This is a genomic window from Saccharopolyspora sp. ASAGF58 (genome assembly GCF_012277335.1).
Lineage (GTDB): Bacteria > Actinomycetota > Actinomycetes > Mycobacteriales > Pseudonocardiaceae > Saccharopolyspora > Saccharopolyspora hattusasensis.
Window position 1 is genome coordinate 2,480,961 of record NZ_CP040605.1, and the last position, 23,772, is coordinate 2,504,732.

Annotated in this window: 24 protein-coding genes; 15 read left to right on the forward strand and 9 right to left on the reverse strand. The window is 68.5% G+C overall.

The window, feature by feature from the left end; translation table 11 throughout:
- Positions 1-126: 126 nt before the first annotated feature.
- On the reverse strand, positions 127-1,764 hold the full coding sequence (gene ptsP / locus FDZ84_RS11720; protein WP_168585910.1) for a phosphoenolpyruvate--protein phosphotransferase: 1,638 nt from the start codon (positions 1,762-1,764) through the stop codon (positions 127-129).
- Positions 1,765-1,972: 208 nt separating this feature from the next.
- On the opposite strand from ptsP, the gene FDZ84_RS11725 reads away from it, so the two are divergent.
- Positions 1,973-2,248, forward strand: a complete 276-nt coding sequence (locus FDZ84_RS11725; protein WP_168585911.1) for a hypothetical protein — start codon at positions 1,973-1,975, stop codon at positions 2,246-2,248.
- A gap of 302 nt (positions 2,249-2,550) precedes the next feature.
- On the opposite strand, the gene FDZ84_RS11730 is transcribed toward FDZ84_RS11725, so the two are convergent.
- Positions 2,551-2,883 (reverse strand): glutaredoxin domain-containing protein, encoded by a 333-nt coding sequence (locus FDZ84_RS11730; protein ID WP_168585912.1) that lies wholly within the window; start codon positions 2,881-2,883, stop codon positions 2,551-2,553.
- A gap of 220 nt (positions 2,884-3,103) precedes the next feature.
- Here FDZ84_RS11730 and FDZ84_RS11735 point away from each other — a divergent pair, with 220 nt between their 5' ends.
- Positions 3,104-3,811: a TetR/AcrR family transcriptional regulator gene (locus FDZ84_RS11735; protein ID WP_168585913.1), complete on the forward strand. Its 708-nt coding sequence runs from the start codon at positions 3,104-3,106 to the stop codon at positions 3,809-3,811.
- A gap of 10 nt (positions 3,812-3,821) precedes the next feature.
- Here FDZ84_RS11735 and FDZ84_RS11740 read toward each other — a convergent pair whose 3' ends face one another.
- Together FDZ84_RS11740 and FDZ84_RS40615 are read right to left on the reverse strand one after the other, a co-directional pair.
- Complete coding sequence (locus FDZ84_RS11740) at positions 3,822-4,217, reverse strand: hypothetical protein (RefSeq protein WP_168585914.1); 396 nt, start codon at positions 4,215-4,217, stop codon at positions 3,822-3,824.
- 34 nt (positions 4,218-4,251) lie between these two features.
- On the reverse strand, positions 4,252-4,479 hold the full coding sequence (locus tag FDZ84_RS40615; RefSeq protein WP_371812837.1) for a zinc finger protein: 228 nt from the start codon (positions 4,477-4,479) through the stop codon (positions 4,252-4,254).
- Between the two features lie 138 nt (positions 4,480-4,617).
- Here FDZ84_RS40615 and FDZ84_RS11750 point away from each other — a divergent pair, with 138 nt between their 5' ends.
- Both FDZ84_RS11750 and FDZ84_RS11755 read left to right on the forward strand, forming a co-directional pair.
- Positions 4,618-5,538, forward strand: a complete 921-nt coding sequence (locus tag FDZ84_RS11750) for a helix-turn-helix transcriptional regulator (protein ID WP_246868952.1) — start codon at positions 4,618-4,620, stop codon at positions 5,536-5,538.
- A gap of 9 nt (positions 5,539-5,547) precedes the next feature.
- Positions 5,548-5,742: a DUF397 domain-containing protein gene (locus tag FDZ84_RS11755; RefSeq protein WP_168585916.1), complete on the forward strand. Its 195-nt coding sequence runs from the start codon at positions 5,548-5,550 to the stop codon at positions 5,740-5,742.
- On the opposite strand, the gene FDZ84_RS11760 is transcribed toward FDZ84_RS11755, so the two are convergent.
- Positions 5,732-5,971: a hypothetical protein gene (locus FDZ84_RS11760; protein ID WP_168585917.1), complete on the reverse strand. Its 240-nt coding sequence runs from the start codon at positions 5,969-5,971 to the stop codon at positions 5,732-5,734. The genes FDZ84_RS11755 and FDZ84_RS11760 overlap by 11 nt on opposite strands.
- A 266-nt stretch (positions 5,972-6,237) precedes the next feature.
- On the opposite strand from FDZ84_RS11760, the gene FDZ84_RS11765 reads away from it, so the two are divergent.
- The 3 genes from FDZ84_RS11765 to FDZ84_RS11775 all read left to right on the forward strand — a co-directional run bounded on the left by FDZ84_RS11765 (position 6,238) and on the right by FDZ84_RS11775 (position 8,568).
- On the forward strand, positions 6,238-7,101 hold the full coding sequence (locus tag FDZ84_RS11765) for a helix-turn-helix transcriptional regulator (protein ID WP_168585918.1): 864 nt from the start codon (positions 6,238-6,240) through the stop codon (positions 7,099-7,101).
- A 4-nt stretch (positions 7,102-7,105) separates the two neighbouring features.
- Positions 7,106-7,300 (forward strand): DUF397 domain-containing protein, encoded by a 195-nt coding sequence (locus FDZ84_RS11770; protein WP_168585919.1) that lies wholly within the window; start codon positions 7,106-7,108, stop codon positions 7,298-7,300.
- 386 nt (positions 7,301-7,686) lie between these two features.
- Positions 7,687-8,568 (forward strand): isocitrate lyase/phosphoenolpyruvate mutase family protein, encoded by an 882-nt coding sequence (locus FDZ84_RS11775; protein ID WP_371812838.1) that lies wholly within the window; start codon positions 7,687-7,689, stop codon positions 8,566-8,568.
- On the opposite strand, the gene FDZ84_RS11780 is transcribed toward FDZ84_RS11775, so the two are convergent.
- Positions 8,546-8,851: a hypothetical protein gene (locus FDZ84_RS11780; RefSeq protein ID WP_168585920.1), complete on the reverse strand. Its 306-nt coding sequence runs from the start codon at positions 8,849-8,851 to the stop codon at positions 8,546-8,548. The two genes, FDZ84_RS11775 and FDZ84_RS11780, sit on opposite strands and share 23 nt — an antisense overlap.
- 29 nt (positions 8,852-8,880) lie before the next feature.
- On the opposite strand from FDZ84_RS11780, the gene FDZ84_RS11785 reads away from it, so the two are divergent.
- On the forward strand, positions 8,881-9,198 hold the full coding sequence (locus FDZ84_RS11785; protein WP_168585921.1) for a hypothetical protein: 318 nt from the start codon (positions 8,881-8,883) through the stop codon (positions 9,196-9,198).
- Here the strand turns inward: FDZ84_RS11785 and leuS are convergent, their stop codons facing one another.
- Entirely contained in the window at positions 9,199-12,087 is a 2,889-nt protein-coding gene (leuS, locus tag FDZ84_RS11790; RefSeq protein WP_168585922.1) for a leucine--tRNA ligase, read from the reverse strand.
- Positions 12,088-12,727: 640 nt separating this feature from the next.
- Here leuS and FDZ84_RS11795 point away from each other — a divergent pair.
- From FDZ84_RS11795 to FDZ84_RS11810, 4 genes are all read left to right on the forward strand, one after another.
- The gene (locus tag FDZ84_RS11795; RefSeq protein ID WP_246868953.1) at positions 12,728-13,162 is read left to right on the forward strand and encodes a hypothetical protein; all 435 of its coding nucleotides are present in this window, start codon (positions 12,728-12,730) and stop codon (positions 13,160-13,162) included.
- A complete protein-coding gene (locus FDZ84_RS11800; protein ID WP_168585923.1) occupies positions 13,159-15,360 on the forward strand; it encodes an N-6 DNA methylase in 2,202 nt (733 codons plus the stop codon). The genes FDZ84_RS11795 and FDZ84_RS11800 overlap by 4 nt, the downstream gene beginning before the upstream one ends.
- A 139-nt stretch (positions 15,361-15,499) precedes the next feature.
- Positions 15,500-15,724, forward strand: coding sequence for a hypothetical protein (locus FDZ84_RS11805; protein ID WP_168585924.1), 225 nt, complete (start codon positions 15,500-15,502; stop codon positions 15,722-15,724).
- A 16-nt stretch (positions 15,725-15,740) separates the two neighbouring features.
- Positions 15,741-16,154 (forward strand): SdpI family protein, encoded by a 414-nt coding sequence (locus FDZ84_RS11810; protein WP_168585925.1) that lies wholly within the window; start codon positions 15,741-15,743, stop codon positions 16,152-16,154.
- Positions 16,155-16,364: 210 nt separating this feature from the next.
- Here FDZ84_RS11810 and FDZ84_RS11815 read toward each other — a convergent pair whose 3' ends face one another.
- Both FDZ84_RS11815 and FDZ84_RS11820 read right to left on the reverse strand, forming a co-directional pair.
- Entirely contained in the window at positions 16,365-16,940 is a 576-nt protein-coding gene (locus FDZ84_RS11815) for a YqgE/AlgH family protein (RefSeq protein WP_168585926.1), read from the reverse strand.
- Positions 16,941-17,143: 203 nt separating this feature from the next.
- The gene (locus FDZ84_RS11820) at positions 17,144-18,637 is read right to left on the reverse strand and encodes a CCA tRNA nucleotidyltransferase (RefSeq protein ID WP_168585927.1); all 1,494 of its coding nucleotides are present in this window, start codon (positions 18,635-18,637) and stop codon (positions 17,144-17,146) included.
- Between the two features lie 210 nt (positions 18,638-18,847).
- On the opposite strand from FDZ84_RS11820, the gene FDZ84_RS11825 reads away from it, so the two are divergent.
- The 3 genes from FDZ84_RS11825 (at position 18,848) to murJ (ending at position 23,692) form a co-directional block, all read left to right on the forward strand.
- Entirely contained in the window at positions 18,848-19,405 is a 558-nt protein-coding gene (locus tag FDZ84_RS11825) for an NUDIX hydrolase (protein ID WP_168585928.1), read from the forward strand.
- Positions 19,402-21,720, forward strand: coding sequence for a DUF6049 family protein (locus tag FDZ84_RS11830; RefSeq protein ID WP_168585929.1), 2,319 nt, complete (start codon positions 19,402-19,404; stop codon positions 21,718-21,720). The genes FDZ84_RS11825 and FDZ84_RS11830 overlap by 4 nt, the downstream gene beginning before the upstream one ends.
- 130 nt (positions 21,721-21,850) lie before the next feature.
- Positions 21,851-23,692, forward strand: coding sequence for a murein biosynthesis integral membrane protein MurJ (gene murJ / locus FDZ84_RS11835; RefSeq protein ID WP_371812886.1), 1,842 nt, complete (start codon positions 21,851-21,853; stop codon positions 23,690-23,692).
- Positions 23,693-23,772: the final 80 nt, after the last annotated feature.

The window sequence follows — 23,772 nt, forward strand, 5'->3', positions numbered from 1 at the left end:
CACTCCAACCTGGCCTTTCCCCGCAGGGACCGCTGCTCTCGTGCGCGAACCCATGAACGGGTCGGGTGAGGGGGATCCGCATCGCGCCCAGTTACTCGGGCAGGGATGCCCCTGGACTGGGTTGGATCAGGCGAGGGCGGACTTGGCCGCTTCTCGGGCGCGGGCCGCGTTCGAAGCCGCCAGCGCCGCTTGGGCGGCCTGCTCGAACGCCGCGAGCGGGTGCTTGGCGAGCGTCGCGCCGACCGCCGGGACCGCCGCGGCGGCCATCGAAAGGCTGGTCACGCCGAGACCCGCGAGGACGCCGCCCAGCAGCGGGTCGGACGCCGCCTCGCCGCACACGCCGACCGGCTTGCCGAGCTCCCGACCGGCGCGGCCGACCTGGGCGATCAGCCGCAGCAGCGCGGGCTGCCAGGGGTCGTTGAGCCCGGCGAGCGCGCCCATCATCCGGTCCGCGGCGAAGACGTACTGGGCGAGGTCGTTGGTGCCGATGCTGACGAAGTCGACGGCACCGAGGATTTCGGCCGCGCTCAACGCCGCGGCCGGGATCTCGATCATCACCCCGGCCCGCGGCAGGCCCGCGGCCCGCACCCGGGCTGCGAACCAGGCGGCCTCGTCGACGGTCGCGACCATCGGGGCCATCACGGACACCTCGGCGCCGGAGTCGGCCGCGGCCGCTGCGATCGCCTCCAGCTGCCGGTCCAGCACGTCCGGCCGGTCGAAGGCCACCCGCAGGCCGCGCACGCCGAGCGCCGGGTTCGGCTCCACGCCCATGTCGAGGAACGCCAGCGGCTTGTCCGCGCCGGCGTCGAGCGTCCGGACGATGACCGGCTTGCCCGCGAACGGCGCGATGACCTCGTGGTATGCGGCCCGCTGCGTTTCGGCTGCCGGCTCTTCGCTGGCCGCGAGGTAGCAGAACTCGGTGCGGAACAGCCCGACGCCCTGCGCCCCCGCCGCGATGGCGGCCCGCGCATCGGCGCCCGATCCGACGTTGGCCACGACCTTGACCGGCTTGCCGTCCGCGGTGGCGCCGACGCCGTTCCACTCGCTGGGCGCGGCCCGCTCCGCGGCCTGGACGGGCACCTCCTGGTCGGAGGTCTCCACCTCGCCGCTGTCGCCGTCCACGACCGCGCCGACCACGTCGGGCACCGCGAGCACGCCGCGGACCGCCACCACCGCCGGAATGCCCAGCGCCCGCGCCAGGATCGCGGTGTGGCTGGTCGGGCCGCCTTCCTCGGTGACCAGCGCGAGCACCATGCTCGGGTTGAGATCGGCGGTGTCGGCGGGGGCCAGGTCGCGGGCCAGCAGGACGCTCTGCCGGTCGAGCCCGGGCACGCCGGGCGGGGTCGCGCCGACGAGCTCGGCGATGATCCGGTCCCGGACGTCCTGCACGTCGCGGGCGCGTTCGGCCAGGTAGCCGCCGGCGGCCCGCAGCGCCTCGGCGAAGCCATTGGCGGCCTCGTACACCGCGCGCGGCGCGGGCAGCGAGCGGCCGGTGACGAGTTGTTCGGCCTGCGAGCTCAGCGCCGGGTCCATCGCCATCGCGGCGGTCGTCTCCAGCACGGCCTTGGCGTCGCCCTCGACCCGGCCGGCTCGTTCGAACAGCCGCTCGGCGACGGCTTCGGCGGCCGGTCGGATGCGGGCCGCCTCGACGGCCGGTTCGGCGGGCGCGGGAGTGGCGGACGGTTCGGGCAGGGGATCGGCGACCCGGGCGACCGGCCCCGAGGCGCGGCCGGAGCTGACTCCGACACCAGTCAAGCGCGACATGGTCTAGACCATACCCTCCTAATTCGGCCTTTGGGGCGATCGTAGGCACGAGTACACCGTTCGGCCCGAACGTCGCGGCCAGGTGAACACGCCCCGTGGCCACAGTGGTTCTTACGCGCTCGAATGTCGTAGTGCCCCGACTACTCATGAGTAACACCTGAGTAGCCGTACGGATCCGACCGGAACCCCGAAACAGCAGGCTGTGGGCATGGCATTGAGCACTCAGAGCACCGCAACGAACCCCCGCCTCGACTGGTTCGCCGAGCCGCTGACCGCGATCGGGAACCTCTTCGCCAACCAGTTCACGGCCGGCTCCGCCACCGGGGACCCCACACCCGGGACCGCCGCCGTCAGACTCCCACCGCCGACGAGCGAGCTGCCCGCGAGGCCCGTGCCCATCCCGGGCGAGCCCGTCGACACCAGTCAGGCCCGTCCAGCGCAGTCCCCGGCCGCTTTGGCCGGGGCTGCCCCGCATTCGGAGTGATTCCGCGTCCATGCCACCAAGACACCGCCGCCGAGCGCGCGAACGGCCCGTTCACCCCGATGCCAGGGCGAACGGGCCTTTCACTTCGCCGGCCCACATCGCGCGACAAAGCTGAGAATCCCGTTCGAGGGATCCACCGTTCGGGCTAATTTCGGGTGACATATGGATCTTTTCGGCGTAGTCGAGCGGCAGACTGAACGAGTTGTTGCTCGCCGGTATCGCGCCACCGGCGATCACAACATGCTGAGGGCCGGCCGCAACGCCCCCCGTGCGGTCGGCCCTCGGCGAAACTCGAGCCGCGCTCAGTCGCGGGACTTGCGCAGCCCCAATGCCTTCAGCGCCCCGTCCACCGGACCGGGCTGCCGCTCCGGCAACAGGTGCGGCGCGTGCTCGGCGACCGCGGAGAGCACGCTGCTCGCCGACGGGTTGACTGCCTGCCAGCCGCCGACGACCACGGTCGGCACCGTCTCGTTGCCGTCGGCGATGGAGCGCACCACCGCCGCCGCGTCGGGGTCCTCCCAGATGTCGACCTCGTTGAAGGCCAAGCCCTGGCGCCGCAATCCGGCGCGCAGCGAGGTGCAGAACGGGCAGCCGGGCCGGGTGTAGACGACGACTTCCTGCGCAGCGGCGGTCATCTTGCCTCCTGAGTCGTAGAGCCATCCTCGAACCTAACCCGCGCAGCGCCCGCGAACGGCCACCGCCGACGAAGAACACATCCCGTTTGGGGCCGTTTACTGACTGTCGCCGACGTGGCGGATTCGACCCTCGCTTGCCCGATCAGGCGGCCGGATGGGCCACAATCACGGGCGGCCGATCGGGGAGGCAGGGCCGTCCACGGAAGCACTGGAGTGGCACATGACCGAGGTGACTCGGCGCGAGCGGCTTCGCGCGGCCACCGAACTGGAGATCCGCCAGCATGCGCGGGCACTGCTCGTCGGGCATGGGCGCGACGCGGTGACGCTGCGGGCGATCGCCCGGGAGCTGGGCATCACCGCGCCCGCGTTGTACCGGTACTACGAGTCCCGCGAAGCCCTGCTCCGCCGGCTCTGCGACGACATCTGCGCCGATCTGGCGACCGAGCTGCACGCGGCGCTGGAACCGGCGGGCGGCGAGTTCCTGGAGAAGATCTTCCCGGTGTGCCGCGGGTTCCGGCGCTGGGCGCTGGCGCACCCGGAGGAGTTCGCGCTGGTCTTCGCCACCCCGCAGGGCGAGGAGGGGAAGCGGCAGCAGGACCAGTTCGCCGGGGTCTTCCTGGGCATCGTCGGGCCTTTCCTGGTCGAAGGCGCGGTGCAGATCAACTCCGAACCCGGGCCGCCGTTCGAGCCGCCGGACCTGTCGGAGCAGCAGGAAGCGCTGGCGGCGGCCTTGTCCACCGAGGGCATCGAGGTCCCGCCGGGGGCGCTGCGCCCGGACGCGGTGTACCTCCTGCTGCGCTGGTGGGTGCGCCTGTACGGCTACGTGGCGCTGGAGGTCTTCGGCCGCTTCCCGTTCGACCTGAAGTACGCGGACCGCCTGTTCGACTCGATGCTCGACGAGCTGACCCACGAGCTCGGCCTCGCCTGAGGCGAGCGCTTCAGGGCTGGTGGAAAGCGGTGGGGCCCAGGGTGATGGTGACCTTGGGGTGGAATTCGTCGACCAGGTCCTCGATGGCGAGCCGGTGTTTGCCGACGTACGGCGGGGGTTCGGCGCCGAGCTTGCGACGGCAGCGTTCCGCCAGGTAGGCCTGGCACGCTTCCTCGGCCATTGTGTCGAAAACGTCCCGGCTGACAGCTTCGGATTGTCGACTGGGCGCGCATTGCACGGTGTCGCGTATCTGCCAGACGCTGACCACGCCTGGCCCGGCCCCCGCATGCTGACCGTTTCCGCCACGCAGCGGGAAAACCGCGACGAACGCAGCGGCAGCAGCGAGCGCCCCGATCGCTGTTGATGCGCTCATCGGGGAGTTCATGAATCCGAGCAGCACGTCCATGTCCAACCTCCGTGAATCGTCCTGTGTGGACTAGTCAGTTCTGGGCGTCGCGGCGAGCTTTGGCTTCGGCCCAGCAGGTTTCGCAGGTGGGAGCCAACCAATCAACAACGGTCGGCCGACCGATGTTCATCGAGACGCCGCAAAGAGTGACGCGCTCCAGCCCGGGAAAGGGCAGCTCGTCGGGCTCCAACCCATGCCGAGCCCCTTCGAAAGGCCGCCAATAACAAACGGGCCGCTGAGGCTCCAACCCAGGAAAAAGCACCAGAACACCTCCAGGAGTAAGGGGAAAGGGAAAGACGGCGGCGGACCGGCCGTGTCGGGGGAGGGGAGGAGAGCCAGCCCGCCGCCGTCTAGATCAGAAGTTACCGGAGAAATACTTCTTGATCTATCACTCAGTAGTGTGCTGTTCTATGTGCTAGATGTAGCCGGAAGCCCACTTGTTGCCCCGATCGAAGGGATTCCGATGTCACCAGCCTCCCCAACACTCGCCGCCTGGGAACTCGGGCAACGGCTGAAGGAGGCCCGGGAAGACCACGGCTTGACGGGATCCGATGCCGCAAAAGTCGTTGGAATCACGCAGAACTACATCAGCAATGTCGAGCACGGCCGGCGAACCATCGCCGAGGAAAAGCTCCGGCAACTCGCGTCCGTCTACGAGCTACCACCCGAAGAGCTGGACGAACTCGTTGCCCTGCGTAAGGCCTGCGAGGGTCGTGGCTGGTGGGCGCGCTACAGCGGGATCTACTCGGCAGAACTGCTCCGCTTCTTCGGTTACGAACACGCCGCCGAGGAAGTCCGAACCTACGAAACCATCCTGGTATCAGGGCTTCTCCAGACCGAAAGCTACGCGCGTGCGATTCACCGAGGCGACGGCGCGAACCTTCGAATGTCCGAAGTGGAACGCCGCGTAGCAGTACGAATGCAGCGAAAGCAACGCCTGTTGGGAACCGATCCGCTGCGGGCGACGATCCTCATGGGCGAAACTTCGCTCCGGCAGCAAGTGGGCGGAACCGCAGTCTTGCTGGAACAGCTCCGCCATCTCCTCGACCTCATCGACGAATGCCCAGACAACCTGGACCTTCGGATCATCCCGTTCACGGCGGGCAGTCATGGCGCGATGGGAAGTTCAACCTTCCACGTGCTGACCTTCCCGAGCTCTCGCCTCTCGCGGTTGGCATGGCAAGAGACAGCAGTCGCGATGGACCTCGTCGACGACCAGGCACGAGTGGCCCAGTACAGCGCTTCCTTCGAGGAAGCGATGACGTTCGCGCTCGACCGGCAAGACACGGCCGACCTTATCCGGGAGACCCTAAAGAGTTAACCTGATTGGGTGTCAGGCTTAGAGGAACAGCTTCATAGCGCCCCGTGGGTTACGTCGAGCTACACCACCAACTCACAAGCTTGTGTCGAGGTAGCTAGGAGGCGCGACGTTGTCGCCGTTCGAGACACCAAGGACCGGCAGGGCGGAGTCCTCGTCTTCCAGGCCGGGAAGTGGGCCGCCTTTGTAGCCTCGATCAAGGTGTAGCCAGCGCGGCAATCTCCTCACGCACGATGTTGGCCTCGCTTTCATCGAGTTCCTCAAAGAGCACGAGCGCTTCGCCCAAGACAGCTCGTGCTGCGTCCACGTCGCCCACGGCTCGCAACGCAGCACCCAGTGAACGCAGGCTCATCGCCTCCGGTCGGCCGATGTTGAACGTCCGGCCGCACAAGGTGGAGCGCTCCTGCCCGGGAAAGGGCGGCTCGTCGGGCTCCAACCCGTGCCGAACGCCTTCGAAAGGTCGCCAGTAACAAACGGGCCGCTGCGGCTCCAACCGAGGGAAAAGCACCAAGCACCTCCAGGAGTAAGGGGAAAGACGGCGGCGGACCGGTCGTGTCGGGGGAACGGGGAGCGAGCCAGCCCGCCGCCGTCTAGATCAAAAAGTATCCTGGAAATCTTTCTGGGGATATTACCTGATCGGGTCATGTTCTCTGTGCTAAACCTGAAGCATTTCCCGATCCGACACACGACATGGGGAACCAGATGGCACCCTCTTCACCGCTCGTCGCAGCGTGGGAACTCGGCATCCGCCTCAGGGAGGCACGCGAACTGCTCGACCTGAGCTCCACCGAAGGCGCGAAATCCATTGGTATCACGCAGAACTACCTGAGCAACGTCGAACACGGCCGCCGCCGGATCGCCGAGGACAAGCTGGAGAAGCTGCTCGCCAACTACGGCGTAAGTGACGACGAATGCGCGGAACTCCTTGCGCTGCGCCGAGCTTCAGATGGAAGCGGCTGGTGGTCGCGCTACAGCGGGCTTTTCTCGCCAGAGCTAATCAGGTTCTTCGGGTACGAGCACGGCGCGCAAGAGATGCACACCTATGAGGGCGCCATGATCTCGGGCTTGCTGCAGACCGAAAACTACTCTCGCGCCGTCCACAGCGGCGACAGTGCGAACCTGCGCAAGTCAGAGGTCGAACGCCGCATCGAAGCCCGAAGTCGCAGGCAGGACCGCCTCGGCGGGCCAGATCCGCTCCACGCGACGCTCCTCATGGCTGAGGGCGCCCTCTACCAACAGGTCGGCGGCCCCGAAGTTCTGGCGGAACAGCTGGAGCGCCTGCTCGTGCTGGCCGACGAACATCCCGACACGCTCGATCTCCGGATAATCCCGTTCAGCGCCGGTGCGTACTGCGCGCTGGGAAGCTCAACCTTCCACTTGCTGACGTTCCCGAGCACCCGGCTCGTGCGCCTCGGCTGGCACGAGACCGTGACCTCGTTGACTCTCGTCGAGAGCGAACTGAAGATCCACCAGTACAGCGTCGCGTTCTCCGAAGCACTGAGCCGCGCAGCGGACCGGGACTACTCCAAACAGCTGATTCGCAAGGCGTTGCAGCAGATAACATGAACGAGTGTCAGATCTTGGGGATAACTTAGCCAACGCCCACTGGTTCAAGTCCAGCTACTCGACCAGCTCGCAAGGTTGCGTCGAGGTCGCGTTGGCACTTCCAGCAGTGGGCGTCCGCGACAGCAAAGACCCAAACGGCGGGACACTTGTCTTCACAGCACATCGATGGATCAACTTCATAGCTTCGGCCAAAAAGTAGGCAACTCGCCTCGCTCGACACGAACGTCGACTGCCTTTCTTGCAGGTCTCCCCGGGCCGCACGAATCACGATGGTCAGCGGTGGCCGCTCTATATCATCAACCTCATGACTGCTGAGGTCCCTGGCGCCTCCGACCAGAGTGAGCTGCGCGCTTCCAACGCCGACCGCGAAGCGCAGCCGGGGTGACCATCCGCCACCCCAACGCCTGGGAACGCCGCAAGCTGCGGCGCAATCAGCAGCGGTGAGTCAGAGGGCTGCCGGGTAGCAGAAACGGCGGCCCGTCTGAGACGAGCCGCCGTTTCGCTGGCTTGGGATCGGAAGTTCACCGGCTGGTCACGCGGTCGCGGACTGTGGGTCGAACACCCCAATGGCGCGTTGGTCATCCCGTGCACGACGCATATCCGCCAGTCCTGCTGGCCGAAATGTGGTGGACTGCGGACATGACGATCACCCAGCGGGACAAGGCGAAGATCTTCCACTCACTGCACGCCGAACGGGCGCCGCTGGTCCTGCCCAACGCCTGGGACTCGGCCAGTGCACGGCTCGTCGAGGACGCCGGGGCGACGGCGGTGGCGACCACGAGCGCGGGCGTCGCGTGGAGCCTCGGTGCCGCCGACGGCAACGCGCTCGATCGACGGTTCGCCATCGAGCTGATCGCGCGCGTCGCCGCCGCCGTCGACCTGCCGGTCACCGCCGACATCGAGAGCGGCTTCGCCGAAAACCCCGACGGCGTCGGGGAAACCATCCGCCTGGTGCTGGACGCCGGCGCGATCGGCGTCAACATCGAAGACGGCGTCGGACCGTCGCTTCGCCCGGTCGGAGAGCAGGTCGCGCGCATCGCCGCTGCTCGCGCGGCGGCCGACGCCGCGCAAATCCCGCTGTTCATCAACGCGCGCACCGATCCCTTCCTCCGTCCCGTGCACGACGATCCGGCAGAGCGGTTGCGCGATGCCATCGCCCGCGCGGCCGCCTATGCGGAGGCCGGTGCGGACGGGATCTTCGTTCCCGGAACGACCGATATCGCGGTGATCTCCGAGCTGGCGGCGAACATCGAACGGCCGTTGAACGTCCTGGCCCGCCCTGGCGCGCCCACCGTCGCGGAGCTGGCCGAGGCCGGAGCCGCTCGCATCAGCCTCGGCGCGGCAGTCGCGCAGGCCGCATATGCCGTGGCGCGCCGGGGGATCCGGGAAGCACTGGAGCACGGCAGCTACGACACGCTCGCCGACGCGGTGGACTTCTCGGACCTCAACGCCCTGTTCCGCAATTGACCTGTTTGATCTGTTTGATCTGTTCGGGCGGTGCGCTGGCACTTCCGGCGCAAACCTGCTGCTCCATCAGACCGGCCCGCTCGTGGCTGAGCGATTCGAAGTCGCCGTGTGCGGCCTGGTTGCGCAAGCCCGCGCATGTCTCGAGTTCTTTCACATCTTGCACGGTGATCACTTTTGCCTTACGCAGTGCGGTAGTCAGCGTGTTCATGGTTGGGCGATCGGCGACGGTGACGTTATTGGCCTCGCTACGGCTCGCAGGGCAATCGCCAGCGCCGCGCCGCACAACACGATCGGCGCCGTTCCGTGGGCCGCGTGCTGGGCTTCCTGGCGACGGCCTCGGCGCCGGTGACGATCGGGGCTGGGAGTAACTGGCGGGGCAGGCCGAAGGCCGTCACCAGGTCCACCGCATACGGACGGAGCTGGCCGAACAGCACGTTGATCGCCCGGGTGATCGCCTGGTTGATCGCCTCGGTGATCGCCCCGGTGATCGCCCCGGTGATCGCCTTCGAGAGCGCAAAGTTACCAACACACCGCCATCTGACCTACCTCGCCAGGTCCAGAGGGACCGCAACTTCCATTGAAATTGAATCTTCGATTTCAATGGAAATTGCGGCCTCCGAGGCGCACTGATCAGGCGACGACGTTGACCAGGCGACCCGGGACGACGATGACCTTGCGCGGGTCCTTGCCGTCCAGCGCCGCGACGATCTTCTCGTCCGCCAGCGCCGCCGCCTTCACCGCGTCCTGATCCGCCGAGGCCGGCACCACGACCCGGGACCGCACCTTGCCGTTGACCTGGATCGGGTACTCCGCGGTGTCCTCGACCAGGTACTCCTCCTCGGCCTCCGGGAACGGGCCGTGCGCCAGGCTCCCGCCGTGGCCCAGCCGGGCCCACAGCTCCTCGGCCAGGTGCGGCGTCAGCGGCGCGGCCATCAGCACCAGCGGCTCCACCAGCGACCGCGGGGTGCCCGCCGCCGACGAATAGGTCTTGGTGAGCCGGTTGTTGAACTCGATCAGCTTCGCCACCGCGGTGTTGAACCGCAGCTCCGCGTAGTCCTCCCGAACCCCGGCGATGGTCTTGTGCAGCGCCCGCAGCGCCTCGACGCCCGGCTGCTCATCGGTCACCCGCAGCGCACCGGTGTTCTCGTCGACGACGTTGCGCCACAGCCGCTGCAGGAACCGGTGCGAGCCCACGACGTCCTTGGTCGACCACGGACGCGAAGCCTCCAACGGCCCCATCGACATCTCGTACAGCCGCAAGGTGTCCGCGCCGTAGGCGTCGGCCATCTCGTCCGGGGAGACGGAGTTCTTCAGGCTCTTGCCCATCTTCCCGTACTCGCGGTTGACCTCCTGGCCCTGGAAGTAGAACTTCCCGTCCCGCTCCTCCACTTCCTCGGCGGGGACGTAGACCCCGCGCGGGTCGGTGAAGGCGTAGGCCTGGATGTAGCCCTGGTTGAACAGCCGCCGGTACGGCTCCTCCGACTCCAGGTAGCCCAGGTCGTGCAGCACCTTGTGCCAGAACCGGGAGTACAGCAGGTGCAGCACCGCGTGCTCCACGCCGCCCACGTACAGGTCCACGCCGCCCGGGTCGTTCGCGCCGTGCAGCTCCGGGTGCTTGCCCATCCAGTAGCGCTCGTTGGCCGGGTCGACGAACCGCTCTGAGTTGATCGGGTCGATGTAGCGCAGCTGGTACCAGCAGGAACCGGCCCACTGCGGCATCACGTTGGTGTCGCGCCTGTAGTGCTTCAGCCCGTCGCCCAGGTCCAGCTCCACCTCGGCCCAGTCGGTGGCCTTGGCCAGCGGCGGCTCCGGCTTGCTGTCGGCGTCCTCCGGCTCGAAGGTGCGCGGCGAGTAGTCCTCCACCTCGGGCAGCTCGACCGGCAGCTGGTCCTCCGGCAGCCCCAGCGGCACGCCGTCCTCGCCGTAGACGATCGGGAACGGTTCGCCCCAGTAGCGCTGCCGCGCGAACAGCCAGTCGCGCAGCTTGTACTGGACGGTGCCACGGCCGTGGCCGTGCTCCTCCAGCCAGGCGATGATGGTCTTCTTCGCGTCGTCCAGGCCTAGCCCGTTCAGGTCCAGGCCGACGTCCGGGTTCGCGGAGTTGATCCGCGGCCCCTCACCGGTGTAGGCGCCGCCTTCGAAGTCCGCGGACGGCTGCACGGTGCGGATGATCGGCAGGCCGAACACGCCCGCGAACTCGTGGTCGCGGGCGTCCTCGCCGGGCACCGCCATGATCGCGCCGGTGCCGTAGCCCATCAGCACGTAGTCCGCGATGAACACCGGGATCTGCTTGCCGTTGACCGGGTTGGTCGCCCAGGCACCGGTGAAGACGCCGGTCTTCTCCTTGTTCTCCTGGCGGTCCAGGTCGGACTTCATCGACGCGGCCCGCCGGTACTGCGCGACCGCCTCCGCCGGGGTCGCCGCGCCGCCGGTCCAGCGGTCGTCGACCTCGGCCGGCCACGCGGCCGCGGTCAGCTCGTCGACCAGCGGGTGCTCCGGGGCCAGCACCATGTAGGTGACGCCGAACAGGGTGTCCGGGCGGGTGGTGAAGGCCTCGATGTGGTGTGCCGAACCGTCCAGCGGGAACACCAAGTTCGCGCCTTGCGAACGGCCGATCCAGTTCCGCTGCATGGTCTTGACCTTGTCCGACCAGTCCAGCCGGTCCAGGTCGTCGACCAGGCGGTCGGCGTACGCGGTGATCCGCATCATCCACTGCTTCAGGTTGCGGCGGAACACCGGGAAGTTGCCACGCTCGGTCAGCCCGTCGGCGGTGACCTCCTCGTTCGCGACCACGGTGCCCAGGCCGGGCGCCCAGTTCACCGGCGCCTCCGAAAGGTAGGCCAACCGGTAGGAGTCGATGGTCTTGCGCTGCTCGGCGCGGGATAGCTCGGCCCACGGGCGGCCGTCCGGGGTGGCGCGCTCACCGGTGGCGAACTGCTCTTCCAGCTCGCTGATCGGCCGGGCGCGGCCCTTGCCGCCGTTGGCATCGGTGTCGTACCAGGCGTTGAAGATCTGCAGGAAGATCCACTGCGTCCACCGGTAGAACTCGAGGTCGGTGGTGGCGACCCGGCGGCGCTCGTCGTGGCCCAGGCCCAGCCGGCGGATCTGGCCCAGGTAGCGCTCGATGTTGGCTTCGGTGGTGGTCCGCGGGTGGGTCCCCGTCTGCACCGCGTACTGCTCGGCGGGCAGGCCGAACGCGTCGAAGCCCATCGTGTGCAGCACGTTGCGGCCCAGCATCCGGTGGTAGCGGGCGTAGACGTCGGTGCCGATGAAGCCCAGCGGGTGGCCGACGTGCAGTCCGGCGCCGGACGGGTACGGGAACATGTCCTGGACGAACAGCTTGTCCGCCGGAAGGTCGCCCTGGAGTGGGCCGGCCGGGTTCGGCGCGTGGAACGTGCCGTGCTCGTCCCAGAGGCGCTGCCACCGCTGCTCGATCTCGGTCGCCGTGTCCGCCGTGTAGCGGAACTGCGGGACCTCTTCGGAAACCCCGGTCGTCGAGCCCTCTGCCTGGCCACTCATCGTGTTGCGTCCTTCCCTGCCTTCTCGCCCGAACCGCGCGGGTCGTGCCTGCCTAAGTGTGCCGCCTGCGGAAAATGGAAAACCCCCCAGGCCCTGTCGGGCATGAGGGGTCGCCGCGTTGACGCCTGCTAACAGGCGGTCAACGCGGCCTCGCAAGAAGCAGCAGCCTCGCGCGCACGGCTCCAGGGTAGCCGAGATCACTTAAGGGCCAGCGGGATGAGCCTCGCGGTTCCGGTCTTCACTATTCCGCTCACGCCACGAAGGCTGTTCACAAATTTCGCGCAACGTGGTGCGCTTTTCGAGCGCCGCGAATCGCGGCAAGAAGATGCCCCGGGCGGCATGCGCGCTGACGCAGAGGCGGACCCGGGGCTTACGTACCCAAGCCTAACGCGAACCGACCGAAAACCTGGGGGAAAACGATGTCCGGCGACTCCGCCGAATGGGTGCTCAAGACGCTGTCACCCGCGCGCATGACGCCGTATCTGGCGCAGACCGCCGGTGACGTGGGCGCGGCGTCCGCCCAGTGGAACTTGTCGGTCTGTGCTGCCTTCTACAGTCCGCTGCACTGGCTCGAGGTCGCGCTCCGCAACGCGATGCACGAGACGTTGCGGGACCACTTCGATGCCAATGCTGGTGGGAAGTGGCGCCTCTCGATCACAACGGACAAGCGGAGGTGCGGGAGGCTGAAGCCAAGCTCAAGAAGCGACTCGACCTGCGAGACCGCGCCACGACAGCGGATGACATCGTGGCCGCGTTGACCTTCGGCTTCTGGGTGTCGCTGGTCAGCCGAGGCGTGAGCTACGACCGCAAGCTCTGGGTGCCCGCACTGCACCGCGCGTTCCCGAACTTCTCCGACCGGCGCAGGAAGTTGCACAGCGAACTCGACGCGGTGCGGCACTTCCGGAACCGGATCATGCACTACGAACCGATCTTCAACCGCCGTTTGACCGGCTACCACAGCCGCATCCACCAGCTGCTCGGCTACCTGTCGGTCACGCTCAAGGTGGAGACCAGGCGATTCGACCGCGTTCCGCAGGTACTCGCCGAGCGGCCCGACCTCGGAGGTGCGCGATGACCGAGCGGCTTTCTGCCAGCGAAATCGCCCGCGCCGCAGGAGTCGGCCGTGCGGCCGTGAGCAACTGGCGCGAACGCGACGCCGACTTCCCCGCCGCGCCGGACGGAAGCTTCTCCGCATTGGAGGTCGCGGCCTGGCTCGACAAACGCCGCATACCGCGCGACAAGCGGCGAGTGGACGAGCCGGAAGGCACCACCTACGGCGATCGCTTCCGCCGGGCGTTAGGTCTCGCGGGCACGTTGCCGTCTCAACTCGCACCGCCGAAGGCCGACCCCGCCGCTGAGGTACGAAAATTCGCGATCTCTGGACTTCACGAACTGCGCGGAGCCGCAGCCCGGGCCAACTACCAGGAGTTCATGCTCGGTCTCCTGCAGGCTCGAGCAAGCGGACAATGGAAAGCCATTCGCGCCGAGCTGCAGCATCCAGCAGGAAGCGGGCGGATGCGCCAAGCACTCGCTCAGCTGGAGAAACTCGGACTGCGTTTCGCCGAGGAGATCGATCCGATCCGCGTCATGCGGGTCGTTGAGAGCCTCGACCTGATCAAGAACGGAGAGAATAGCGCGACCGCTCTTCTCGACGATCTGCTGGAGGACTTCGCTGAGTTCCAGATGACCAGCGAGTTCCATACCCCACGTTCGATCGTCCGAACCGTCACCGCGTTGCTGAAGCCGATCGAGGGCGAAACGATCTACGACCCGTGCTGCGGCAACGGCAGCTTCCTGGTCGCCGCAGCCGAACTGCTCGGCTGGTCCGCTGCCATCACCGGTCGTGCGCTGGCGCAGTTTTCCTGGCGAGTGGCCGACCTGCGGTTCGCGTTGCGCGGCATCACCGCCGATCTCGATCGCGGGCCCAGCGACGTGCTCCGGCAGGACGTGGACCGCGACCGGAAGTTCGACGTGATCATGACCAATCCGCCGTTCGCCATGCGGGACTGGACGGATCGACCGCACGATCCGCGCTGGCGTTTCGGCACACCGCCGCGCAGCAGCGCCAACTTCGCGTGGATCCAGCATGTTCTCGACAAACTGGCACACGGCGGTCGGGCAGCTGTAGTGATGGCTCCTGCCGCAACGTTCGCGGGTGGCGTGGAAGCAGGCATCCGACGCAAGCTGATCGACGCGCGAACGGTGGAGGCCGTGATCGAACTACCCCGGGGTCTCTTCCGCGCCACCGGTATCCCGGTTGACCTCTGGCTGTTGCGTGCGCCGTCGGAATCCGACGATCGGGTCCTCTTCGTCAGCGCCAAGGACCGCGGCCGCCCGACCAGTCGGATCCTGCACGAGTTGGCGGACTCGGACATCGCCGAAATCGTCGCGATCCACCGGCAGCACCGGAGAGGGGAGGCGGTGCTCAAACCGGGATTCGCCCGCTCCGTCGACATCTCGGAAATCAGTGGACAGGACTACCAGCTACAACCGGCGATGTACCTGTCCAGCCCGCAGGCCCGGTTCCGCCCGACTGAGTTCGCAACCGCCGTAACCGAGCAACATCAGCAACTGTCACGGTTGGCCCGTCGCTCGGCAGAACTGGAGGACCTGGTCGCTCGGCAGCTCGACCGCCTTGATCTGGCAAGCCTCGCGGCGAGGAACAACCGCCCGGCACCACCGACTGTGCCGCTAGGCGAAGTCTGCGACGTGCTCGCCGGGCCGAGCGGCATGCTCCGCGAAATCCCCGCGCATGAGCACGGGATACCGGTGCTGACTCCGCGCAACCTGCGCCGGAATCGGCTGGTGCCCGAGAAGGTGGAGCGCGTCGACCCGGTCGCGCGCGAGAGGTTGGCCCGCTACCTGCTTCAGACCAGCGACATCCTGTGCTCGCGCACCGGCACCATCGGCCGGACCGCACTCGTCACCGCCGAGCACGTGGGGTCGCTGTTCGGTCCCGGTTTCCTCCGACTGCGCCCCCGCGCGCCAGAACTGAGAAACCACTACCTGCTCCACTACCTCGCCGCCGAGTGGGCGCAGGACTGGATGGACAAACATTGCTCGCGAACGACGATCCCGAGCCTGAGTGCCAGGACCGTGCGGCAATTGCCGGTCTGGTTGCCCCCGCTGGATCAGCAAGAGGCGATCGTAGAAGTCATGTCCAGTCTCGATGAGCAGCTGGCGCTGCAGGACGAAGTCGCCGACACCACGGAACGGCTCAAGCACTACCTCGGGCAGCTCATCGGTGCCGGCGACTTCCCGCTACGCGACTGAATCAGGGGTCACTTCACGGCCAGCGTGATTAGCTGTGTGGTCTGGTTCGGGGCGAAGTTGTCGTCGCTGACCAGCACCAAGCTTCGCCGTTCCGCAATTTCAATGGAAATCGGACCTTCGATTTCAATGGAAATTGCGGATGATCGGCGTGTCGCACCCCGACACGCCGACGGCTGTGGACAACTTCCGCAATTTCAATGGAAATTCGACTGCCGTCGAACTGCAGGCCGTGCGGCCGGTAGATCCACCGCGAGCGCGGCCGCCAGCGGTCCGGTTGAGACAGAAATCTCCGGTTGAGACAGGAAACTTCGCCATGGCCGACAGCACACCTGACCTGGGTGTCGGGCAGGTGGCGAGCAGGTGAGGCTTACGCTGTCGGAGTGCTCGCTGTACAGGTGATCCTCTGCGCTGTCCTGGTCCTCGGCGGAGCGGCGCTGCTGTTCCTGGGCTTCCGGGGGCTGCGGGGCCAACTGACCCGCAACCGCTACATCGGTGTTCGCACCCCCGCCGCCATGCGCAGCGAGGACGCGTTCGAGCTCGCCAACCGGGCCGCGGCACCCGCGATGCTGGCCGGCGGCGCGATCGCGGTGCTCGCCGGTGTCTCGCTGCCGATGCTGGCCGCCACGTCCAGCGTCGTGATGGTCGCGGTGTTCGGGCTGATCGGCGCCTTCGCGCTGATGACCGTCGGCGGAGTGGTCGGCAACCGCGCCGCCGAGTCGATGCCCGCGCCGGCGCCCGCCGCCGGATGCGGTGGCTGCGCCGGCGGCTGCTGCGGCGTGCTCAAGCAGAACTGATCTTCCCGGGGACACCGCAACGGCTGGCTCTGCCCCGTCCACTCCGAACCTGTCCACAACTCTGTGGATAACTCCCAAATCTGGGGATAACTCGCCTGTCCATCCACAGGCCCCGCACCCGATTGGCTCGTTCCTAGGACGTGAGCGGCAGCAGCCGCTTGCGGTGTGGCTACCCGCACCGCTACGCAAACCACTTTCGAAACACAGGCCTTAGTTGAGCTTCACGTCGCCGGGGTGGGTCGCGAGGAATGCCAGCGGGGGGCCTTGGCGGCGCAGGACCCGCCCCCAGAGCTCGGCGCCCGGGTCGGCGATGACGTCGTCCGGCAGGGCCGGGACGACGATCCAGTCGCCGCGTTCGATCTCGCCGGCGAGCTGGCCCGGCTCCCAGCCGGCGTAACCCGCGAAGAAGCGGAGGCCGCGGGCCCGGGGGACCAGTTCGTTGGGGTCGCCGTCGAGGTCGACCAGGCCGACCGGGCCGCGGACCCCGACCATGCCCGCGATCGCGCCGACGTTCTCACCCGCGCGCAGCGTCGCCAGGCAGATCGCCGTGCGCTGTTCCACCGGCCCGCCGACGAACAGCGACTGCGGTTCGCTCGCGTGCTGGCCCCACTTCGGCAGCACGTCGTGCACCGCTACCTCGCTCGGCCGGTTCAGCACGACACCCAGGGTGCCCTCGGCGCGGTGGTGGATCACGTAGACCACCGTCCGCCGGAAGTTCCGGTCCAGCAGCTGTGGGGCAGCGACGAGCAGCGTCCCCGGTTCCACGTCCGCATCTGATCCCACCATCGCATGATCTCACTGGTCGACCGCGCCCGAACCACCCTGACCGAAACCGCGTCCGGCAGCCCGCCCGGCCGACCGAGCAGCAGTATCAACGACTGCTCAACACCAGAAGATCACAGCAGGAAATAGTATTCGATACTATTAAAACCTTCTGACCTGCGGTGGAAGAACCCGAAACCGAAGCGAAGGGGTGCAGGCGCAAGGGCTCAGGAAACGTCGATGCCCTGTTCGCGGGCCCAGCGGAAGAGCTCCTCGACGGCCTCGTCGCGGGACATCGGGCCGCGGTCCAGGCGTAGCTCTTTCAGGTGCTTCCAGGCCCGGCCCACGACCGGGCCCGGCTCGACGCCGAGCAGCCGCATGATCTCGTTGCCGTCCAGATCGGGCCGGACCTTCGCCAGATCCTCCGCCTCGGCGATCCGCGTGATGCGCTCTTCAAGCTCGTCGTACGCCCGCTGCAGGGCCGTCGCCTTGCGCTTGTTGCGGGTCGTGCAGTCCGCGCGCACCAGCTTGTGCAGCCGGGGCAGCAACGGGCCCGCGTCGTTGACGTAGCGGCGGACCGCCGAGTCGGTCCACTGGCCGTCGCTGTAGCCGTGGAAGCGCAGGTGCAGGAACACCAGGTCCGCGACGTCCTTGATGACGTCCTTCGGGTACCGCAGCGCGCGCAGCCGCTTGCGGACCATCTTCGCGCCCACGACCTCGTGGTGGTGGAAGCTCACCCCGCCGCCCGACTCGAACCGGCGGGTGGCCGGCTTGCCGATGTCGTGCAGCAGCGCCGCCAGCCGCAGCACCAGGTCCGGCTCGCCCGCCGGATCGGCCGACCGCTCCAGGTCGATCGCCTGGTCCAGGACCGTCAGCGAGTGCCGGTAGACGTCCTTGTGCTGGTGGTGCTCGTCGATCTCCAGCTTCATGGCCGGCAACTCAGGTAGCACGTGGTCGGCCAGCCCGCTCTCCACCAGCAGCTCGATGCCGCGCCGCGGGAACTCGCCGCACAACAGCTTGGACAGCTCGACCTGCACCCGCTCCGGGGTGATCCGGGTGATCTCGGTGGCCATGTCGGTCATCGCCGTCACGACCCGGTCGGTGGCGGTGAAGCCGAGCTGGGAGACGAAGCGGGCGGCGCGCAGCATCCGCAGCGGGTCGTCGGCGAAGGAGTCCTCCGGCGCGGCCGGGGTGTCCAGCCGCCGGTCCGCCAGGTCGGCCATCCCGCCGTGCAGGTCGACGAACGTGCGGCCGGGCAGCTCGATGGCCATCGCGTTCACGGTGAAGTCGCGGCGCACCAGGTCGCCCTCGATGGTGTCGCCGAAGGCGACGTCGGGGTTGCGGCCCACGCGGTCGTAGGTGTCCGCGCGGAACGTGGTGATCTCCACCGTCGTGCCGTGCCGGTACGCGCCGAGCGTGCCGAACTGGATCCCGGTGTCCCAGATCGTCTCCGCCCAGCCGGTCAGCAGCTCGCGGACCTGCTCCGGTCGTGCCTCGGTGGTGAAGTCCAGGTCGGTGCCCAACCGGCCCAGCAGGGCGTCCCGCACGCTGCCGCCGACCAGGTACAGCCGGTGGCCCGCCGCGGCGAATCGCTGCGCGAGCTCCTCGGCGACCGGTGCGACCTTCACCAATTCCACGACGGCGTTGCGCTGCGCTTGGCGCTCCCGGGCCTGCAGCTGCTCGGCGGACGTGACGGAGTCGTGGTGCGAAGGGGAGGACACGATTTACCAGGATATCGGCCGCTCGGCCCAACGAGTCACCCATATGCGGCCGCCACCCGACCGACGCAGGGCGGGGTGTGCTTTCCCGGGGGATCGGCGACCCGTTTTCCTCCGGATCGCTTCCGGCCCCAGGTGGGAGCGGGGTTCGACGGCTCCGCGGCGACCGCCCAGCTCACCCCTGAAACAGCTGATCGCACTACCATCGGCGGCATGCCCCCGTCGCCCGGCCGCTCCGGCGGTGCCCAGCCGGGGCGTCGGAATCGGCGCCGGCGGCGCAGGCTGCGGACCGTCGACGAGACCTCGGCCGGTGGGCTGGTGGTCGACGGCGCCGAAGGTCTCGCTGCGATCATCGGGAGGCTGGACCGCAAGGGGCGACTGCTGTGGTCGCTGCCGAAGGGGCACATCGAGGCGGGCGAGAGCGCGGAGCAGACCGCGGTGCGCGAGGTCGCAGAGGAGACCGGCATCATCGGCCGGGTGGTCGCCCCGATCGGCACGATCGACTACTGGTTCATCGCGGGCAACCGGCGCATACACAAGACCGTGCACCACTTCCTGCTGGATGCGGTGGGCGGAGAGCTTTCCGACGAGGACGTGGAGGTCACCGAGGTGGCGTGGGTGCCGCTTGGTGAACTGGACGAGATATTGGCCTACGCCGACGAGCGTCGGCTGGTGCGCCGCGCGCTGAGCCTGCGCGACGGCGCATCGGGTGGCGCGAGCGAACGGCTCGGAGCCCGGCCGGCACGAGGTAGCGGAACGGAGCCGGGGTGAGGTTTCTGCTTGCCGCGCTGGTCGCGGTGCTGTTGTGCGCGGTAGTTCCGCTGGTCCCGGCGCCGCGGGCGGCCGCGGAGGGCGAGACCCCAACCCAGTTGGACGTGATTAAAATCACGCCGTCTGCGGTCGGGGTCGGCTCGCCCGGCGAAGTGGTCGTCACCGGCCGGTTGACCAACACCAGCGATCACCAGATCAACAACGTCGAGGCCCGCATCCAGCGTGGCAACGCGACCAGCACCGAGCCGGCCGTCCAGCGCGCGCTGCGCGAGGACCCGGCCACCGTCACGGAGCCCGCGTTCACCTCGGTCGCCGCCCGACTCGCGCCCGGCCAGCAGAGCCCGGTCGAGCTCCACATCCCGCTGACCGGCGCGAACTCGCTGCAGATCAGCCAGCCCGGCGTGTACCCGCTGCTGGTCAACGTCAATGGCGCGCCGAGCGGTGGCGGCCGCGCCCGCATCGCGCAGGCCCAGTTCCTGCTGCCGGTGCTCGCCCCGCCGGGCGGTGCGCCGGTGCGGCCCGAGAAACCGACCGGCACCAGCATGCTGGTGCCGCTGGTGGACTACCCGCGGTTGGAGCGGGAGGCCATCGGCGGCATCCGCGCGGTGCTGGCCGACGACCAGCTGTCCACGTCGCTGGCGCCCGGCGGTCGGCTCTACGACCTGGTGCAGGCGGTGAGCGACCGCGTGACGCCCGGATCGCCGCTGGGCAGCGCGTTGTGCTTCGCCGTCGACCCGGACCTGCTGATCACCGTCCAGGCCATGCAGCGCGGCTACCTGGTGCGCCAGCCCAACGGCTCGCTGGTCGAGGGCATCGGCGCCGGTGCCGCCGACCTGTGGCTGTCCAGGCTCCGCCAGGCCACGTCGGGGCGCTGCGTGATCGCGCTGCCCTACGCGGACGCGGACATCGTGGCCCTGGGCCGGGCCGGGCTGCCGGACCTGGTGGACGGCGCGCTCGACGGCACCGACCTCGTGCGCAACATCCTGCGCGTCGAACCGCGCAACGTGCTCTGGCCGATCGAGGGCGTTCTGGCCGATCCGGCGATCGGTCAGAAGATGCCCCACACCGCGCTCTTGGAGCCCCGGGCGCTGAACATCCCCGCCGGGTCGCTGTCCCCGGTCCGGGTGCGGGGCCGCGACACGACCGCGGTCCCCATCGACCCGCTGCTGACCAGCGCGCTCGACCCGCAGCACGACACGGAGCAGAAGGTCACCACGCTGTCGCCGCCGCAGAACGGGCTGCTGTCCGTCCAGGACGCGCTCGGCGCTCTGGCGTTCCGCGCGACGCAGGGCCAGGTGGCGGGCGCCACCACGGTGCTGGCGCCGCCGCGCCGCTGGAACCTCCGCGGCGACGACCTGCGCGCCCTTCTCGACGGCATGCAGCAACTGGCGGACGCGGGGCTAATCCGGCCCACCCCGCTGCCCGACCCGTCCCCGGACACCCTGCCGGAAGCCGACCTCGACTACCCGGTGGACGCCGGTTCGGCCGAGATCTCGCAGCCGGTGCTCGCCCAGCTCGCCGCGCAGAACTTCAAGGTCGGCGACCTGTACGGGTCCATCCGGGAGGAGCGGTCCAGCACCGTCCGGAAGGGCGACATCACCACGCCGCTGCGCAACGGTCTGCTGCACGGCGCGTCCAGCGCGTGGCGCGGCAACCCGGACGCCGCCCGCCAATGGGTGAACCGGACGACCCTCACGATCGACGACGTCCTCTCGCAGGTCCACATCGAGGAATTCGCCGGCCAGGTCACGCGGATGGACACGGCCACCAGCCCGATCCCGTTGACCGTGGTCAACGACCTGCCGATCACGGTGGTCGTCGTGTTCCGCATCCCGCGGGTGCCCGGCGTCGAGATCAAGCAGGACTTCGACGGCCCGGTAACCATCCCGGCCAACAGCCGCCGCGGGTTCCAGCTGCCGGCCACGACGCAGCGGGCCGGCAAGTTCACCATCGACGTGACCCTGACCACGGAGTCGGGCACCCAGTTCGGCACCACCAAACGGATGCAGCTCGAATCCAACAACTTCGGTGCCCTGATCCCGATCCTGACCGGCAGCGCGGCCGCGCTGCTGGTGCTGATGTCGGGGCTACGGATCGCCAAGAGGGCCCTGGCCAGGCGCCGCCGGACGGCCGCCGGTTCGACCGACCCGGACGACTCGTCGGAGCCGCCGAACCAGGCTGGACCGGACGCCGAGCCGGACGCGGAGCCGGACACCGCCTCGACGGGCCCGGCGGCCGCGAACGGCACGCAGCAGGACAGCACGCCTGGAACCGCCCAGATCGCCACCACCGACGGTGATCGGAATCGGAACTGAGATCCTGAGCGGGGTCGCGTCTTCACTCTTAGGTGTGGACCTCGACTGAAAGACAGGACCGGGCCGTGCACTCGGCGTGCCGACGGGCGAAGGATTTGAGGCAGTGAACCGAGACAGGGATGCCGGGCGGATGAGCGGTAACCCCGGGCCACCCAGGCCCGCGCCACGCTCGGCGCCACGCCCCGAAGCAGCGCGCCCGACCGTGCCGATCCGCCGGCCTGACGCCGTGCCCCAGGCGCCGGGCGTGCCGCGCGGCTGGCACGTCGCGGAGACCCAGCCGATCCCGGTGGTGCCGCCGGAACCCGGCATGAGCCAGGCCGCGGAGCAGGCCACCGAGCAGACCCAGGTCATCCGCCCGGTCTCGCCGGGCAAGCCGTCGCTGCTCAGGGCCAGCGGCTCGATGGCCATCGCCACCCTGACCAGCCGGATCACCGGCTTCCTGTGGAAGCTGATGCTGGCCGGGGTGATCGGCTTCGCGGTCGAGAACGACTCGTTCAACGTGGCCAACACGATGCCGAACATGCTCTTCGAGCTGCTCATCGGTGGCGTGCTGACCAGCGTCGTGGTGCCGGTGCTGGTGCGGGCCAAGAAGTCCGACGCCGACGGCGGTGAGCGGTTCGTCCAGAAGCTGATGACGCTGGCCACGGTGGTCCTGGCGGTCGGCACGCTGTTGGCGATGGTCTGCACGCCGGTCCTGACCTGGGCGCTGGTCACCGAGTCCGACGCGTCCAACCGGGACCTGGTCAGCGCCTTCGCCTACCTGCTGCTGCCGCAGATCTTCTTCTACGGCATCAGCGCGCTGGTCGGCGCGATCCTGCAGGCGAAGCAGATCTTCAGCCCGCCGGCCTGGGCGCCGGTGGTGAACAACCTCGTCGTGATCGCCACCATCGGCGGCTACGTGCTGCTGCCGGGCAAGATCACGCTCGACCCGGTGTCGATGACCGACGCGCATCTGCTCGTGCTGGGCATCGGTGTCACCTTCGGCGTGGTCTGCCAGGCCGCGGTGCAGGTGCCCGCGCTGCGCAAGACCGGGTTCCGCTTCCGCTGGCAGTGGGGCTGGGACTCGCGGTTGTCGGAATTCGGCGGGCTCGCGCTGTGGATGCTCGGCTACGTGGCGGTCAGCCAGGTGGGGCTTTGGGCGCTCACCCGGGTGGCCACCGGGGCCGCCGGGGGCGCCCTGTCGACCTACAACTACGTGTGGATGCTGCTGCAGCTGCCCTACGGCGTGATCGGCTTCTCGATCATGACCGCGATCCTGCCGCGGATGAGCGCGGCCGCCGCGGACGGCGACCACGCCAAGGTGATCGACGACCTGTCCCTGGGCAACCGACTGTCCACTGTGACCTTGTTGCCGATCAGCGCGGTCATGACCGCGCTCGGCGTCCCGCTGGCGGTGGCCCTGTTCACGACGGTCAAGCCCGAATTGCTCGAGCAGGCCAACACCCTCGGCCTCGGACTGGCCGTCTCCGCGTTCGGCGTGCTGCCCTACGCGCTGACGATGATGCAGATGCGGACGTTCAACACGTTGAACGACGCGCGCACCCCGACCCTGATCATGGTCGTGATGACCGTCGCGAAGGTGCTGCTGGCGTTCGCGTTGCCCGCGGTGTTGGCACCCGAGCAGGTGGTGTTCGGCCTGTGCTTCGTCAACTCGTTCACGTTCGTGGTCGGCTGGTTGGTCGGTGAAGCCTGGCTGCGGCACCGGCTCGGCCCGCTGGGCAGCCGGCGTTTCCTTGTCACGCTGGCGAAAACGTTGACGGCTTCGGTGCTGGGTGGACTCCTCGCCTGGGCGGGCACGCTCGGCGTGGACGCGCTGATCCCCGGAACCGCCGGTGCCGGAACGGGTTGGCTGCAGTTGATCGTCGGCTGCGTAATCGGTTTGGCCGCGATCTTCGGGCTGATGTCTGTGCTGCGGGTGGCGGAACTGCAGCCCGCCTTCGGGCGGCTCACCGGTTTGCTGCGTCGTCGCTGACTTCCGCGTCACGTACCCTCGTTGGCGAAGTCTCCTTCCGCGGGGGAATCGGGGTGGCACGCAACCCCTGGCGGACCGGA